General features: G+C 59.6%; 9 protein-coding genes. 5 read left to right on the forward strand and 4 right to left on the reverse strand.

The features are described 5' to 3' along the window. Nucleotides 1-62 precede the first annotated feature (62 nt). Complete coding sequence (locus tag OHL12_RS06520) at nucleotides 63-3,626, reverse strand: TonB-dependent receptor (RefSeq protein ID WP_263413019.1); 3,564 nt, start codon at nucleotides 3,624-3,626, stop codon at nucleotides 63-65. Nucleotides 3,627-4,173: 547 nt separating this feature from the next. Here OHL12_RS06520 and OHL12_RS06525 point away from each other — a divergent pair. From OHL12_RS06525 to OHL12_RS06535, 3 genes are read left to right on the forward strand one after another with little or no spacing between them, the layout of a single operon-like run. Beyond that, nucleotides 4,174-6,576 (forward strand): alpha-mannosidase, encoded by a 2,403-nt coding sequence (locus tag OHL12_RS06525; RefSeq protein ID WP_263413020.1) that lies wholly within the window; start codon nucleotides 4,174-4,176, stop codon nucleotides 6,574-6,576. After that, a complete protein-coding gene (locus OHL12_RS06530) occupies nucleotides 6,560-7,543 on the forward strand; it encodes an ROK family protein (RefSeq protein WP_263413021.1) in 984 nt (327 codons plus the stop codon). Before OHL12_RS06525 ends, OHL12_RS06530 begins: the two co-directional genes overlap by 17 nt. 24 nt (nucleotides 7,544-7,567) lie before the next feature. Next, nucleotides 7,568-9,523, forward strand: a complete 1,956-nt coding sequence (locus OHL12_RS06535) for a glycoside hydrolase family 97 protein (RefSeq protein WP_263413022.1) — start codon at nucleotides 7,568-7,570, stop codon at nucleotides 9,521-9,523. A gap of 7 nt (nucleotides 9,524-9,530) precedes the next feature. Here the strand turns inward: OHL12_RS06535 and OHL12_RS06540 are convergent, their stop codons facing one another. Together OHL12_RS06540 and OHL12_RS06545 are read right to left on the reverse strand one after the other, a co-directional pair. After that, complete coding sequence (locus OHL12_RS06540) at nucleotides 9,531-10,538, reverse strand: LacI family DNA-binding transcriptional regulator (RefSeq protein ID WP_263413023.1); 1,008 nt, start codon at nucleotides 10,536-10,538, stop codon at nucleotides 9,531-9,533. Between the two features lie 255 nt (nucleotides 10,539-10,793). Beyond that, nucleotides 10,794-12,803, reverse strand: a complete 2,010-nt coding sequence (locus OHL12_RS06545) for a TIM-barrel domain-containing protein (protein WP_263413024.1) — start codon at nucleotides 12,801-12,803, stop codon at nucleotides 10,794-10,796. Between the two features lie 195 nt (nucleotides 12,804-12,998). Between OHL12_RS06545 and nagA the strand changes: the two genes are divergently transcribed. After that, nucleotides 12,999-14,204, forward strand: coding sequence for an N-acetylglucosamine-6-phosphate deacetylase (nagA, locus tag OHL12_RS06550; RefSeq protein ID WP_263413025.1), 1,206 nt, complete (start codon nucleotides 12,999-13,001; stop codon nucleotides 14,202-14,204). A 76-nt stretch (nucleotides 14,205-14,280) separates the two neighbouring features. On the opposite strand, the gene OHL12_RS06555 is transcribed toward nagA, so the two are convergent. Beyond that, nucleotides 14,281-16,659 carry a CehA/McbA family metallohydrolase gene (locus tag OHL12_RS06555; protein WP_263413026.1) on the reverse strand — a complete coding sequence of 793 codons (2,379 nt, stop codon included), beginning with the start codon at nucleotides 16,657-16,659 and terminating at the stop codon, nucleotides 14,281-14,283. A gap of 712 nt (nucleotides 16,660-17,371) precedes the next feature. On the opposite strand from OHL12_RS06555, the gene OHL12_RS06560 reads away from it, so the two are divergent. Beyond that, the gene (locus OHL12_RS06560) at nucleotides 17,372-17,554 is read left to right on the forward strand and encodes a hypothetical protein (RefSeq protein ID WP_263413027.1); all 183 of its coding nucleotides are present in this window, start codon (nucleotides 17,372-17,374) and stop codon (nucleotides 17,552-17,554) included. The last annotated feature ends 76 nt before the right edge of the window (nucleotides 17,555-17,630 follow it).

Genomic DNA, 17,630 nt, shown 5'->3' on the forward strand with positions numbered 1-17,630 from the left:
CACTACCGCAGCAGAAAGGAAAGCCGGAAGACACGTCTTCCGGCTTTAGGAGGACCAGGCAGCTAGAAATTGATCTTTGCACCAAGCTGGACCACACGAGGAAGGTTGGATTGCCCATTCGGTGTGCTCGTCGCACCGCTGAGCGTCCCAAAGGTGTTGTTTGTGGGTGTCATATCCGGTCCATTTGGAACGTAAGTGTTCGTGAAGTTGAACGCCTCAAATCGGAACTGCGTGTTGAAGTGCTCGGTGATGTTGACACGCTTCGAGATTGACGCATTGCCAATGGGAGCGTTGGGGTTCCGGATGGAACCAATCTGAAAGGGAGCGCCACGCAGATCCAGGTTCGCGGAGTTGATTTGCTGGAAGGCGATGATGCCGCTTGAGCAGTTGCCGGTCTTGGTCCCGTTGACATTCAAAGTGCAGGTGTTGAAGTACTGCGTCTTCGAGTGCGGGCTGCCGATGCGCGGATCTGCAACTACCAGGTAGCCGCCATTCAGTCCTGCAGGAACACCCGACTGAATGATGTAGGACACCTGGACCTGGAAGCCGCCGATGAGCGCTTCCACCCAACGAGAATCGTTCGAGAAGAACTGGTGATGGCGGCCAAACGGCAGTTCGAACACCATCGCCGGTGTAAAACGGAAAGGCCGGTCCTGCGCTCCGATGTTCTTGAACGGCGCAGGATCCTGGGGGTTCAGGAACGCTAGTGCTTCCTGGGTCTTGGACCAGGTGAAGGCGGCGCTGATTGAAAGACCCTGGGAGTAGCGCTTCTCCCCGAAGATCTGGAGAGAGTCGTACCAGATCTTCCCAACGGACTCCTGCCCATAGTTGATCGTCTGGAACTGCGGGAACGGAAGGAGCAACTGAGAGAGCTGCAACCGGGGAGACGTTCCCAGAGTGCTGCCCGGTATCAGGCCAAAGAACGGATTCGGCTGGGTCTGTGAGAGATACGCGGAAGCCGAGGCAAAGCCTCCAGACGCTGCCGCATTCCGGGCCTGCGCAATCTGGGCGTTGCTCAACACATTCAGGTTGCGCGGCCCGCCCGCCTGGTTGTCATTGGTGTTGATGTGGTTGCTGCGGCTGCCTACATACCCAACATCGATCCTGATGTTGTACGGTAGCTGCTGCTGCATGCCGAAGGAAAACTGGTGGACGTAGGGGATGTACCTGTTCGGATTGTTGAAGGTGACGCTCTGACCTTGGAAGGTCGCCAAACCGAGCGAGCTTCCCGTCGGCTGCAAGACACCGGTCGCAAATGGATCGTTGAGCGGTTGCGCCGACGGGTTGTTCCCGCGTGGCCTGTAGTTGTCCGCTTGACTGCCAGCGGCCGCGTTCGTCGGGATCATCGCGGTATCCTGTGCGAAACCTTGTGCAGGACTCAACCCGGCTTCAGGCAGGTAGAACAGCCCGTAACCACCGCGGAACAGATTGTCCTTGCTCACCTGGTAGACCGCACCAATGCGTGGCTGGATATCACCAAACCGCGTGTTGTAGAAGGCGCGAGGCTGGCCGCCTACCCCGGCAAACAGCAGGCCGCCCTTCAGCGAAGCGCAAGCGGGACAGTATGACGAAGCAGAGGCCGCTGCGGCGGCGAGAGGCGAGGCCGCGTTGACGTCGAATCCGCGATTCGCACGGTTGTGCAGTTCGTACGGCGATCCCTCAATGTCGTATCGCAGGCCGGCGTTGATCGTCAGCCGATTCGACAACTTGAAGTCGTCCTGGATGAACATCGCGTAATAACGGAAGCGGTAGCCGGTATAGGGCGTGTACTGGATGATGCCGTTGTTCGGAAAGCCCAGCAGCAACGCGGCTACGGAAGAACCATTCCCGGCTGTTTGTGCTGCCGTGGGGTTCGACTGCGTTTGCAGACGCGTGAAGTTGAACCCGCCCTGACCCAACGTATAGGACGCTCCACCATTGTTGAAGTCGACATCCCGAAGGTCAGCACCAAGATGCAGGGAGTGCCGGCCTACGACCCACTCCACACTCGGCTGGAAGCTGATGATGTTGCTGATGCCGAACCGAGGATCGCGCGATCCGATACCGGTCGAACCCAAGCCTCCAGGCAGGTTGACACCGTTCGTGTTGTCGAACCCGAGCTTGGGGAAGACGTCGACAAAGCGCTGCGCTGCATAGTTCGAGCTGAAGCCGTATTGCGTGGGATCGACAGTTGCCGAACGCGTGCGGAGTACGGATTCGTTGTAACGGGAGTAGGCGACCCGCAGGTCCATGGTCAGCCGGGGAGTAAGCTGCGTCAACGAATCCAGAACGGCATTGTTGTTGATACGCGCCAGCGGGTCCTGGGCATCCAGCAACGGAAGCGGATAGTTGGTATTGCCCTGGTCGGTCTGGTTGCGACGACCATACGAGTAGCGCCCGTAGATGCGCTCCTTCTGTCCGAAGTTCTGATCGATGCGGATGTTGTAGTTGTTGAACCGATCGATACTCAGGTTCGCGCCGACGTTGTAGTTGTTGTTGGAAGTTGCAGTCGTAATGTTCGGTGCAGGAAAGGCCTGCGCCAACTTGAAACCGGCACCGTTGAGCCGCGCCGCCGGAATGATGTTGTTTGGAAACTGATCACGAATGCAGCAGTTCCCCCGAGCGTCAAGCCGCGTCGTATACGGATCGTAGATGTTTACGCCGGATTGCGAGAAGTCTCCGTTGCGCTCCGCCGCGGTGATCGTGCCGACAAGTCCGGGCGACGGCGTATTTTCCTTGTATCGCTCGATCCCGAACAGGAAAAACGTCTTATCCGTGCCGTTGTACACGCCAGGAATCCGCACAGGCCCGTTCACCTGCAGGCCGTATTGGTCAAGACGCGGAGCGGCCAAGAACTGCTTGGTGACAGGATCAATCGAGTAAATCGGCAGGTTGTTGAACTTGTTACCGACGTTGTTCGCGTTGAAGTTATAGCGTTGCAGGAAGTAGTACACGTCCCCGTGGAGCTGGTTGGTTCCGCTCTTCGTGATCACGTTGAAGATGCCGCCACCGGTGCGACCGTATTGGGCGTCGTAGAAGTTCGAGACGACCTTGAACTCTTGCGTGACCTCTGCGGTGGGAATGAAGGCCACGTTCAAATTCACGTGAGACTTGTCGCCAGCCGTATCGGAATAGGCGTCATCCGGGGCGCCATCAATCAGGAAGCTATTGGCCTGGCGCAAACCGCCGTTCACAGAAAAGTTGATCACGTCGCCGTTGTCGAAAGGCCGACGAAAGCTCTGATTTCCCTGGAAGACAACACCCGGAGCCAGATCGGCCAGGTTGATAGGATTCCTGCCGATGATCGGCAACTCCGTCACCTTGACGTTGTCGATCAGCGCACCGCGCGTGGCGCTGCCAGTGTCGAGCAGCGGCGGATCGGCAGTCACCGTTACCACGTCACTGGTGGCGCCTGCTCCCAATGAGAGGTCCACCGTAAGTTTGTCTTGCACGTGCAGCTCGACATTGTTGCGCACGACTTCGCGGAAGCCCTGGGCAGAGGCACGCACCGTGTAATTTCCCGGGTCAAGAAATGGCACCGTGTAGTCGCCAGCGCCGCCGGACTTGACCGTTGTGTCCACTCCAGTGCCAACGTTGTGTACGGTCACCGTCGCGTCGGGGATCGCTGCCCCGCCGGTATCCTGCACGTGTCCGCTTAGGACCGCACGGGATTCTTGCGCTCCTGCGTGGCTCGCACCCGCAGAGACAGCGATGCTCAGAAGCAGAACTTGCCCTGGCTTACGGCTTGGATGAAAAGAAAACATGTTGGCCAACCTCGATGCGCAGCAATTGGAATCGGTTCCAAAATTGAATGGCCCCAACGATGCTCCTTTCGAAGCGCACCTGTCAAGAGCTTTCACACTCAGGCTGGGTCGGTCGCCCGCAGCCCGCAACTCCGAACAATCCGGGACGCAATCGTAGTCTTGACACGCCATCATGCGGTCGTTACAGTTCCCCTTGCCGAGTCTTGAAATCGATTCCAAAACTCAACCACTCGCGACATGCCCGCGGTTGAGCGTCACTCTTGTCTGCTCGCCAAATGAGGCACTCCTGATGTCGCTTTTTCGGAAAACGCTGCTGCGTGCAATCGTAGTCAGCGCGTGCTGCCCTTTCATCGCTGCACAGACATCTCGGTCAGCAGAAACTGCCGCGGCGCAAACCTGGCCGCCCGACGCTGCGTCCCTGCAGCTTCACATGATCGGCAACGCGCACATTGATGCTCCGTGGCTGTGGCCCCTTTCGGAAGCCGACGCGATCGTCCACAGCACCTTCCGATCAGCCCTTGATCGAATGAAGGAAGACAGCAGTCTGACGATGACCACCAGCTCCTCCCAGTTTTACGCCTGGGTGGCTGCCAGCGACCCGGCGATGCTCCAGGAGATCCGAGCGTATGTGAAGTCTGGGCGCTGGGACTTGGTGGGCGGTTGGTGGGTCGAGCCCGACGTAAACATGCCAAGCGGCGAGTCGCTGATTCGACAAGGACTCTACGGACAGCGGACGCTCGAGAAACTATTCGGGCGCATGGCCGATGTTGGCTACAACCCTGACTCATTTGGGCACAACGGCAACATGCCGCAGATCCTGAAGCTGCAGGGCATGCCGTACTACGTGTTCATGCGGCCCAACGCAATCGAGAAACCCGACATCCGGCAGAACCTGTTTCAGTGGCAAGGGATCGATGGCACGCGGGCGCTGACGTACCGTGTCCCGCTCTTTTACGACGATCCTGGCGACGTCCGCAGTCACATGTTGCGGACCGTAGCCGCACTCGCGGGACAGCCGGAACGCACTGACATGGAGTTCTTCGGTATCGGCGATCATGGCGGCGGACCAACGAAAGAAAACATCCGTTCCATCCGCGCCATCCAGGGTGAAAAAGGCGCGCCTCACATCTTCTACTCCACGCCCGATCGTTACTTCTCGGAAGTGCATCAGCATCTGCCGTCCGATATCCAGGTGTATGAGGGCGATCTTCAGCATCACTCGGTCGGCACCTACACAGCGGGTTCCGCCAGAAAGAAGCTAAACCGCACGACCGAAGCGATGCTCATCAGCGCAGAGAAGTTTTGTGCGCTGGGGTCGTTCGCATGGGGCGCGCAATACCCAAAGGCCGACTTCGAAAAGGCTTGGGAACGCATCCTGCTGTTGCAGTTTCACGACAGCATGGCCGCGACAACGCTTCCGGAGCACGAGCAGGTAGTGCGGGATGGCTACGGCCGTGCGCGGGACATCGCGACCGAGGCCATGAACGACTCGCTACAGCGGCTCGCCTGGCAGATTCCGACCACGGATCCGGATTCAAAGTACATCGTAGTGTTCAACCCGCATGCATGGGCGGCACCACTGAAGGTCGAATACGACCTTGGATGGGAGCCGGGAACAGTCACGGCAGTAGAAGACGATCAGGGGAACTCAATTCCCTTTCAGTGGATCGACCCCACGGCAGTAGTGAACCATCGGCAGCGCCTTGTGGCTGTGGTTGAAATACCCGCGCTCGGCTACAGGCAGATTCGTGTTCGAAAGGCTAGCAGTCACCCCTCTGCAGGGAACGAAACGCCCCGGGCGGAATCCAGCTTGCTCGAGAACAGCCATCTGAAGCTGACATTCGGACAGGGAGGGACCGTTACTCTCTTCGACAAAGATTCCAGACAGTTCGTGTTTGGCGGCGCCAACAAAGGCATGCGCGCTGTTGTGTTCGCGGATGCCAACGACACCTGGGCGCACCAGGTGCATGCCTACACTGACGAAGTCGGTGAGTTCACCCCTTCTGACGTGAAGGTTCTGGAGAACGGGCCTTTGCGTGCGAGAGTACGCCAGACCCTGCACTATAACGCCTCCACGCTGAGTATCGACTGGATGCTGTATGCGGGTAGCCGTACCGTCGATCTTCGTGTATCGCTCGACTGGCACGAGCATCTCAAAATGCTCAAATTTTCCTTCCCCACGGAACTAGAGAAACCGCAAGCCACATACGAGATCGCGTACGGCGCGGAGCACCGCGACAACGCAGGCTTGGAAGACCCTGGGCAGCGATGGATCGATTTGACGGGTCTCCAGAATGGTAAGCAGTACGGCCTTGCCATCCTGAACGATGCGAAGTACGGCTACAGCGTGAGTGGTGGTGATATGCGCGTTTCCATTGCCCGCGCTGCGGTCTATGCCAACCATGAGCCGCGCGAGTTGAAGCCCGGTGTCGATTACGCGTGGATGGATCAGGGAGTACAAACCTTCTCGATGGAACTGATGCCCCATGCAGGAACTTGGCAAGAGGCCGGCGTCGTCCGTGCGGCCGAAGAACTGGTCACCGAAGTTCCCATCGTCTACCAAGGCATTCATCCCGGCTCGCGCCCCACTTCCGCATCGTTTCTCTCGACCGATTCGAAGGACATCGTGGTCGAAGCCGTGAAGCAGTCGGAAGACGGATCCGACCTGATCATTCGTTCCTATGAAACGGCCGGACACAACGCCAGTGCGACATTAAGCGTGCCCTCCCTCAATGTTCGGTGGAATGGCTCGTACCATCCATTCGAGATCAAGACCCTGCGACTCGATGCACGGACGCATGCGGTGCGAGAGGTCGATGCGCTCGAACGATAAGTACCAGCAAGAATCCGGAGTGCTTGTCGGTGTCGATATCGGCGGCACAAAGACGGCAGTGGTCTTGTGCGCGGAAGCACCACATGTCCTGTGGCGCAAAGAGTTCCCCACCAAACCTGAACTCGGTTGGGAACAAGCGATGGACAAGGTGATTACCCTCATCCGCGAAGCGCTCATTGAGACCTCACAGAAACCACGTCGCATCGGCGTCAGTTGCGGTGGACCACTCGATCGCGAGACGGGCACGATTCAAAGTCCGCCCAACCTGCCGACTTGGGATCGCGTCCCGGTCAAACAGATCCTGGAGAGCAACTTCAAGGTGCTGTGCACCGTGGAGAACGATGCCAATGCGGGTGCCGTTGCAGAGCACCAGTTCGGCGCCGGTCGCGGCTGCCGGCACATCGTGTTTCTCACGCTAGGTACAGGGCTGGGTGCAGGTCTTGTTCTGAATGGCCGCATCTTCCGTGGCGCGAACGGCATGGCCGGCGAACTTGGCCATGTGCGCCTCACCGAGCATGGTCCCAACGGGCACGGGAAGGCAGGCTCCGTGGAAGGTTGGGCCAGCGGCGCAGGCATCGCCATCCAAGGCGCTGAGACGGTGCGTGCCGCAACGGCAGCAGGAGAGCAGACCTCCCTTGCGTCCGGGCTCGAAACTCTGTCGGCGCGAGATGTTGGGCAGGCGCTATCCGCTGGCGACCGTGTCGCTCGCCGCATTGTGCAACAAGCGGGCGAGCGTCTTGGTGAAGCACTTGCAATTCTGGTAGACATCATCAATCCAGAACGCATTGTGATCGGGGGCATCGCGGTCAGACTCGGCGAAGAACTGCTTGAGCCAGCACGCCGCCGGATGCATGAGGAGGCTTTGCCGGAAGCGGCCGCTGTGTGCTCCGTCGTTCCAGCAGAGCTAGGCGAACAGATCGGCGACATGGCCGCCATCGGTGTAGCCATGGGTTTGCACGACGTCTAGCGGGCGACTTCTATGATCCGGTCCATGCAGTTCTCGCGCTTAAGACTCTTCGCATCGGTTTTCTCCTTCGCACTCGCGCTGCCCTGCTTTGCCGCACCGAGAGCCAACGCTTGCGTCTCCCCTGCCGGCCACGTGCATGTAACGCTCGACTTCGAGACGCTTCAGTATCAGGTGACTTTCGACGACGCTACGATCTTGGAGCCATCCCCTCTCGGCCTAGAGTTCAAAGACCAGGCGCCGCTCGGCCCAATGCGTCTCGTCCATCACGACTCCAGGCGGGTCGATCGGTTCTGGCATCCCGTCCTCGGCAAAGCCTCTCAGGTACGGGATCATTACCAGCAAGAAAGTTTCGATTTAGCTGAGAACTCCGCTCCCTTTCGCAGGCTGTCACTGCAGGTACGGTGCTTCGACGACAGCGTCGCCTTCCGTTACCAGATACCGAATCAACCCGGCTTCGAGAACTTCACCATCACGCGGGAGAAGACTGGCTTTCGACCACCCGACGGTGTGGCTGTCTGGGCTTCGAGTTACAAGACCTTTCGCTCCGCATACGAAGAGGAGTATCCAAGGCGAGCCTTCAACGAACTGCCCGAGGGAAAGCTCCTGGGATTGCCAGCTCTGCTACAAATCTCCCCGACTACTTTTGCGGCCATCACAGAAGCGGACCTCACTGATTGGGCCGGCATGTATCTGGTTCGTGAAGGAGCAACGCTCACTGCTTCCTTGTCGCCGCGGCTGGACGGGGATGGTCTTGTAAGAGCGAGCGCTCCACGCAACAGCCCGTGGCGCGTGATTCTGCTCGCGCACACGCCGGCTGCGCTCCTCGAATCGCACACTATCGAGAATCTGAATCCTTCCTCTCGCATTGCCGACGCAAGTTGGATCAATCCCGGGATAATGGCGTGGGATCACTGGTGGAGCGGCGAAGTGGAGATGACGAACGCCTCTAACGAGCGCTTCATCGATTTCGCCTCGTTCATGGGCTTTCCATATCAGCTGGTGGACTGGCAATGGTACGGTCCCTTCAACAAGCCGGAGGCGGACATCACCAAGGCTGCGCCACAGCTCGATATGCCTGCCTTGCTTCACTATGCGGCGGAACGAAACGTACGCCTCTGGCTATGGCTCCATTCCGGCGATGTCGACCGGGCACGGTCGGCAGGAACGCTCGATGCGGCGTTCGCCACCTATCGCCGCTGGGGAGTCGCTGGCGTCAAGATCGACTTCATGAACAGTGATGATCAGGATCGCGTGCGATGGTACGAAGAGATCGTGCGACTCGCCGCGCAACATCAACTGATGGTGGATTTTCACGGAGCCTATAAACCTACAGGCCTGGAAGTCACCTGGCCGAATCTGCTGACTCGGGAAGGCGTGCTCGGCAATGAATACAACAAGTTCTCGACCCGCGACACGCCCACCCACAAAGCAACGCTTCCCTTCACCCGAGGACTGGCGGGTCCTATGGATTACACACCGGGCGGATTCCTGAACACCAGTCCGGCAAAGTTTCGGCCTACAACGCCGACACAGGTGATGGGCAGCCGTGCCAATGAGTTGGCTCTGTTCGTCCTGTATTGGAGCCCACTCACCTGTGTCAGCGACGATCCTGCGCATTACGTTCTCGGCGGCAAGGAGGCTCCCGGTTTGAGCTTTCTTCGTGGTCTTCCTACCGTTTGGGACGAAACACGCGGGCTAGATGGCGAAGTGGGAAAGCACGTAATCGTCGCCCGCCGCAAAGACAAGGATTGGTGGCTTGGCGGGATCACAGCAGATGACGAATACATGCTGCAGTTGCCCCTGCGATTCCTCGGCAACGGACGTTACGTGGCGCACGTGTACCAGGACCCGACCGCGCCCGACGCGCCGTATACCGAGGTTCGAGAAGAAACGCGGACCGTCACTTCCGCCGATTTGTTGTCCGTAAAGATGCGCCCGGCCGGCGGCATCGCCGTTCACTTCGAGAGGATCGGCCGATGACTCATGATCATCGCGAGTGCCCGCCACACGACGCACGGTGAATCAGCTCCACTTCCATCTTCACCATCTTCGTCTGCACCTGCCCTCGATCGAGTGCCTCAAAGAGCATTTCGGCTGCACGCCTTGCAATCCCAACGACCGGCTGCCGCACTACGCAGATTGGCGGATCCAGCGTATCCGCCAGTTCAAAGTCATCGTACGCCGCGATAGCGACCATTTTGGGAACTTCCAGGCCAGCATCGCGCAGGATCTTGTACGCGCTGACCGTAATCGCGTTCTTGATGCTGAACACCGCGTCGATGCGAGACCGTCCCGACAGATATGGCGTGAGTGCGGCCACGGCCGACTCGTGATCCTGGACACTCACTTCGGCCAGGTACGGCAGCCCTGCAGCGCGCACCACATCACGATAACCCTTCACGCGTCGCTTACTCGTAAAGAGTTGCGGATCACCGCTCAGGCACAAGATGCGCTTTCTGCCCGCTTTGACAAGGTGCTCGGTCGCAGCTTTTGCACCCGCATAGTTATCGCTCAGCACGACGGGTATGTCTTGGCCGGGAAAGGGCCGATCGAAACACACCACGGGGAAGCCGGCGTGCTTGAACATGGAAAAATCTGCACCGTCGGAGGGTGCCAAGATCAGGCCATCAATCCTCCGCTGGATCAAGGAAGCTACCTGCTCTTGTTCCCGGGCCGACTGGTTTTCCGATACCGCAAGCAGCAGCAGGGTTCCGTGTCCCCGCGCAACCTCCTGGATCGCTTCCGCAGCCGCGGAAAAGAAGGGATCCGCGACACTCGGAACAACAAGGCCGATCGTTTTCGTCCGCGCTCCCTTCAAGCTTCGTGCCGCCTGATTTGGGTGATAGCCGAGTTCTTCGATGGCCTGCTGGACTGCGGCCAACCTTCGAGCGCTTACATTCTGACCACCGTTGATCACGCGCGATACCGTGGCCGCGCCCACGCCTGCGCGCCTGGCCACATCCATCAGTGCCGGTACGCTACGCTTGGGCTTCATGCTTCAGGCGAACTTTCATAGGCGAGCCTTCGTGCCGAACCGGCAGTCAACCATAGAGCACTCTGCTTCCCCAAATAAGTCGTCTCCATTGGACTGGTCTGCGCGTGAACACAGGGGCCTGACTCGGGACGTGATCATCATACGTGGCCCGTTACCTCATCCAGAAAATGTTGTGGCGGGGTTCGCCGCTATGGTTCTTTCACCGACGTTGCTCGTATGCTTCGACGCCGAGCAGTGGAGACTGCTAGCTACGCCTCAGGATCCAATCCGCTCCCATCCGGTTACGACGAAGGGACGCTTCTGCGAACCCGGTTGTTGAACACCACCCTTGCCTTCCTGCCAGGCCAACTGCAAACCGCCCGCTGCGTGTGGAGCCGACCAGCGGCGGTGGCCGTCCCCATACACCCGAACGGAAAGCCGACGGGCTTCAGCAGCACCTGTGTGTGGGCCCACTTCCGCCCACGGCATCAGGCTCCCGGCCTTGATATACAACGGGATGTTTCTAGTCGAGCCTTGCACTGTGATCTTCCGTTCGGTGACCATGGCGCCTGTCCAGAAATCCTGCCACTGGCCTGGCGGGAAGACGATGTTGCGCACAGCTTCGCCAGCGAACAGGGGCGCAGCCATCAATCGATCTCCAATCAGATACTGATCATCCACTGCCGCAAGCGAGGGATCATCCGGAAAGTCCATGACCAACGCGCGGAACGGAGGAACGCCTTCAGCCCGGTAGCGGGCGAATGCCCCTCGCAGGTATGGCAGCAACTGCATGCGCATCCCGATGATTTCCTGGCAACGTGCCTGGAGCGCTTCCCAACCTTCGCTGAATTCGTTCCGATTGTTCTTGTCGCGATCCATCTGCTTCCACGGTGGATTCCGGATGTACCACGCATTCACCATTGCGAGCGGCGACAGAACTACTGTCTGCAGGCGACGCACCAGGTCTTCTGCGCTGCTCGCATCGCGCACCTCCGGGCACCACAGCAACCCGCTGAATCCGCTGTTCACGAGCGCTCGAACGAATTGGCGGTGGTCGTACAGATCGCTGTAGAGAACAAACGGGTACGGCGCCGCCAGCGCTCCACTTGACCGCACCAACCCATAGGTCTGCGTACCGCGTTTGCGAAACTCGTCCCAGATCGTGTCTTGGTAGCGCAGACCAAACTGCGCGTGCATCTGCTCGCCATCGATCCCCGAAGGAAAGCGGCTGTTATCCGGGAAAGACCAACCCTCAGTGAAATCCGAGTTGTCGCATTCATCCAGCTTGAAACCGCTGATCCCCCGATCGATCAGCTCGCGGCCGTGATAGCCGCCGAACACCCGCCGTCCACCCTCTGCTGCGAAGTCCGGAACCAAGCCATCCCACACTGCGATATCCCCGGCAAACGGCACCAACTCCGCAAAGATGGGAGACGCTGGATGCGTAAATGCGTGCTCCCACAGATTGACTCTGAAGCCCTCGGACGCTGCTTGTTGAATGAAGCTCGAGGGTTCGGGAAAGCGATGCCTGTCCCACGCAAACGTGCATGAGTAGGCATGGGTTTGCCAGCCCGGCTCCAGCCCCAGCACGTCGCACGGGATGGCGTCAGCGCGCAGGCTCTCTGCGAGCTTTAGCACCTCATCGCCGTTCAGGTGCATCTCCGCCCGGTACCAGAAGCCCAGTCCCCACTCCGGCGGAAGTACGCCACCGCCGGAAAATAAGTTGTAGCGCTGCACGGCCTCCAGCATCGTAGGGCCGCCAAACACATAGACGTCCAGGCCAGCACATCGCGGAGCTTCAATGCGCACGCTCCCCTGCAAGTCACGGTCGCGCACCCGCATCCGCTGTGGCGTATTCACCTCCAGCGAGGACGCCGACTCGGCTTGCGTGGGTTTCGGATGCGCCTCCCCGCAGTAAAACGTCGCCTGCCGGAACGTATCGATGAGCACGCCATAGCCGCGGGTGGTTACGTAGAACGGCACGGGAGCGTGCGAATCGCCAGAATCCACCTTGGGATCTGCGTTCACGCGAATCGTTCGCTTCTTGCTGCGTTGCTGAAACGAGAGAAGTTGCAAGCCGAAGCCATACATCAACTCGCCCTCAGCGAGCGGCAGGTTCAACTCCGTTCCGCGCTGCGTGATGCGGAACTCCGGTATGGGCAGCGGACAATGCGCTATCGCCGCCAATGAACCGAGACCCTGCAGTGCAGGAGGTACCCTGCGCGACCGCACCGGAGTCGCCGCCTCGGGCGCGCCGATGGTGGCCTTCCAAATGCCAGGCGCCACAGAGATCCACTCGGGCATTCTGGAAGAGTCAGGTGGCAAAGCACTGGAGCCGCGAGCCTGACTGGCTGCCAGCAATGCCCCCGACGCAATTCCTTTTACGAGATCTCGCCGGTCCATGCTGCCTCCGCTTAGAAGCATAATGGTATCGGTTCCAAACTGTCCTTTGCGTGCCAGCTTTCTTAGGAGAATGACGGGATGAGACAGCAGGTCACATTGACCGCGCGCCGCCTGATCACAGCGGAAGGATCGCTCGATTTTCCCGTGATCGGTATCGACGCTGAAGGCCAGATCATCGGGATCGGCAGTGACCCCGCCGCCCTGGCGGACGAAACCGAAACACTGGCGGCGTGCTACCTCGACATTCACCACCATGGCGCGGCCGGCATCGACGTAATGAACGCGTCACCCCGCGAACTTCAAAAGATGCAGCGCTTCCTCGCACGACATGGCGTAGCGAAGTACCTTCCCACCACCATCACGGCTCCGCTGGACTTCACCCTGGGTGCCCTCGACAGACTGGCTTCTCTGATCGAGGCCGACATCCATATCGACGAAGCGCATCCCGCCGGGATTCACATAGAAGGCCCGTTCCTTTCTCACAGCAAACGCGGCATGCATCCTGCTGAGTTCCTTCAACAGCCCAGCATCGAGTTGTTCGATCGATTGCAGAGCGCAGCGCGCGGCCACATCCGCCTGATGACCATCGCCCCAGAACGGTGGTCTCTGCCCGAAGCCTCACCCACGCAGGAACATCGAGCGAGCGCCACGGAACTGATCCGGCATGCATCCGCGCAGGGTGTCCGATGCTCCATCGGCCACAGTGACGGCTTGCGCGCCGATGCCTTGGCGGCCATAGATGCGGGTGCAGTCAGCGCCACCCACACCTTCAATGCAATGCGCCCGCTGGACCATCGCGAGCCCGGCATCCTGGGCACCGTCCTGGATGACGATCGTCTGTTCGCCGATCTGATTTGCGACGGTGTGCACGTGGACCCCGTTCTCGTCCGCTTGTGGCGCAAAGCCAAAGGCCCGGAACGCGCAATCCTGATTACGGACGCGCTGTCTGCGACCGGAATGCCCGACGGCAACTATACCGCCGGCAGCACGCCCGTTACGGTACAGGGCGAGCATGCATGGGTAACGTCTGATCTCCAACACGGAAAGCACACCTTGGCGGGTTCCGTGCTTACGTTGCAGCATGCCGTCGAGAACCTGCGGATATTTACGGGCGCAGGCCTGGACGAGGCGGTTCGCATGGCAGCGCACAACCCTGCTGCCATGCTAGGCCGCCGAGAATGGACCAGCCTGCAAACGGGCGCGCCTGCAAATCTCAATCGTTTCAATTGGAGAGGCAAACTCATAGCCACGTACCTTCAGGGGACAAGAGTTTCGAACGCCTGACGCTTTGCTTGTTGGCCTGAGGCTCAGATCCAAGAAAGACGCCCCGCTCAACAGGCGACGGCAGCCGCTACCAAGCTCAGCTAAACTCAGCCACCATCGCATCGTAGACGCGACGCGCATGGTCAAAGTGTTCCGCCGCAGCCCGCATCTCCTCCGGCCGGATTCGCTGCCGCTTCTGCTCCCAGCAGACATCCACTCCTTTGCGACACCACATCGCGCTATCCTTTGACGCCCGCACGGGCCGGCCAGCCACGCTGACCACCACCGGGTTGGTATGGGCCGAAGGATAGATTCTCAGCGCCAGCCAACTGCTCTGCTCAATCTGCGCGGTCATGCGTATCGGCTGCGGTGTGCCATCGGCACGGATCACCAAGCGTCCAGCAGTCTTGCCGTTCACGATCAGTTCTACCGGGACATTGCGGCTGTCACCGATCCGCGCCCGTTCCACGTGCCAGTATGGCTTGTCATACGGTGAGGCCTTCTGGATGGCACGCGTCCCCTCCGTCGAAATAGGGTCAAGCCTCGCAACAACTCGCGCCGTCACTTCGACTTCACCGGGAACGCGCAGATCCAGCGCATGCTCGCCGCGCAGTTGGCTGTTCACGCGGAAATCCATCAGGTGACTGCGTCCGTCTCCAAAGTAGCTTGGCCCGTGAATCAGCCCTTCAATCCACTTGGCGTACCCAGAGTCGCCTTGTGGACGCTCGCTCAGTCGCACGTAGGACCTTCCTCCTCCCACGCACGCATCCGTCAGACAAGGAAAATCCGTCTCGCCCGCAAACGGCGTCGCAAACCCGCAATTCAGCGTGTGGTACCAGATATTCATCTCCGCAAACGGCCAGAGATCACAACCGGAGATAAAGTCCACGAGCCCCGAATGCGTCACATCGGCGATGAACTCATTCGCGCCACTGCTGTTGAACGGCGGGATCACCAGGTTGGGCAGCGCCGTGCTGTCCGTAACCAGCCCATGCCCGGAATGAGCGTAGCCCGCGATCGCACCTTGCTGGTGAGCCCAGCGCAATATCGGAGCGTTCCAACTCGGCCAATCCTGGATCTCATGCGTGTGCGGAAACTCTTGGTCTCGAAGCGATAGCAGGACCAGGTGACCGCAGTGGCTCGACGGAAAACCCGACACCTCCACGTCATATCGCACCAGCGAATCTATCGCAGGCGGCGACGCCGAGTGTTGAAGCCGATCAACTACTGCAGCTTCTTCTCTGGCGGCAATGGCAGTCGCATCGTGCGCCATTCCTTCGTGTGCAACCGGGCGTGAACTTGTCTGCACAGCGGAGGGGAGCGCGTGGCCGGTGAAGAACTGCTTCTGGTACTGAAAGCCGGGACCCCAGTTCAGCACAGACGCGAGATCCAGCGCCTCTCCATCGGCCTGCCGCTCCATCACAACCGGCGTAACGCCCTCTGTCGGACTCTCGTAGTGCGAGCAGCCGGCCGCGTGGACGTGCGTATCGCCCGAGTAGTATCCAAACTCAGCAGGGTCGATCCACCGCTCCAGCCGCACCTCAATCGCCGTATCTCCGCTACGAACCTCGACGTCCTGCCAATTGGCGAAATATTCCGGACCACGCGAACTCTGCACACGATACCGTCCCTCCGGCAGCAGCACAGATTCCCCGTCGTATCGATACACATGCGGCTGGAAACTCAGGTCGGGCATCAAGCGCTTCGTCTGCGCCGGGTACACGCGGCCAAGGTCGTCGCGAATCAGTAAAGACGCAATCGCCGGTCGCCCATGCTCGTCACGGATGTGTGTCCGCACCTCCTTCGCCGCGACACACCGGAAGAGCACCGGCAACGAACTACGGAATCCAAGGTCCTGCTCGCCCCAGCCGCAGTCGGCCTGCAGGGTCGCTTCCCGCTCTCCCACATCCCGGCTATACAGCTGAACGATCCGGTACTCCAACTCGAGTCCGGTAAGCGCCGGCGTCATAGGCGGCGCGTTGAAGGTCGCTACCCCAAGCCAGCGGTTGCGCGCTTCCACCTCGTCGACCGCACCGTTTGTAAAGTCCTCGACGCCCGTGATCGCCAACGAAGATCTTCGACCGACCGCACCGGCTTGTGGAGATTTAACATTCAGAACCGGTGTGGTGCCAGCAGCATTCTGAACGCGCACCAGAAATGTTCGCCATCCGCCCTGCACCAGTTCGCCGCGTGCAGCTCCGCGCGAGACGGACAGGCGCATCTCGGGATTGATTTCCACGTTCATCAGCACACTGGACGCAAGTGCATCCTCAATCGCCTGGACGGCCGCGTCTTCCTGTGGCTGCGTATTCGCTTTGAGCGCCGCTTCGATCGCTGCTTCCGCAGGTTGCGGCAACGGAGTTCCAAGACTGTGGAGCGCCTGCATCAGGCGGCGCGTCGCCGCTGCAAACGGCTGGAACTCCACCTGAGTTCTCGGTTGCTGAGCCAGCATGCCATGCACGGCGAGCTGATGCATTGCGACCGATCCCAGCGTCAGCCGTGCCCAATCTCGACGCGTGATGCGCACAGCCACCTCCCCTCATCCCTGCTGCAGACGAGGCTGCATCCCAACCTGGCGTTCAAGATCTCGTGACAGTCGTGACTTGGTCAAGACCGCCTCTTCGCAGGCGGGAACAGCTTGGTCCGGAGTCCAGCCCATCAAGACTACGGAAAAGCGATTCTCAAGTCTCCACACAGTCAAGCCGGTGCCACGAGCACCAGTTCGCTACCGATGCTCGCCCGCAACACTCTTGTTGCAGACGCTATCAAGCACGACAGGCGACCACACGTGATCCGTGTGGTCGCCTGTGAAACTGCTGCTCCTGCTGAATGTTCTTGCGCCCTTTGACCGGGCTAAATAAGTGGCGGAGAGTGAGGGATTCTCCCGTCGACTCCTGCTAAAGCCCCTGAATTCAGCATCTAAATCGTAAAATCAGGCTAGCGCCGGAAAGATATGCCATTGGCAGTATATCGTTTTGTATCGCCCTGTCACGCGCTATCTCTGCGTCACGCGGCCTTTTCTGTCACAGAAGTGTCACGAGACCCATGAATCGCCCGCAACATGCTATTCGGAAACGCCGATGTGAGCAGCCAAGACGGGCACGCTCGTACGACGAACTTCTTCAGCGTTTTATCGATAGAGGCATGCTTCGAACCGTCCGGCTATGCAGCCTCAGGTGGACTGGCCGATGTACGAGTTCGCCGTCCGGGCCGAGAAGCGCGGCATTTACATAGGTGATGCCGTCCGCTTCGTGGATGCCGAAGCCACCGTGGACGTGACCGAAGCAATGGAGGAGCGGGCTCACTCGCTGCGTAGCCGACAGCAATTGAGGATCACCATAGTGCTCGATGTGCCCCGGAGGGCGATCTAATACTCCGTACGGAGGTGCATGCGTGATCAGGACGTGAGTGTTCTCGGGGATGCAGGCCCAGAGCCGCTGGCGGTCA

This window comes from Terriglobus aquaticus (genome assembly GCF_025685415.1).
Classification (GTDB): domain Bacteria; phylum Acidobacteriota; class Terriglobia; order Terriglobales; family Acidobacteriaceae; genus Terriglobus; species Terriglobus aquaticus.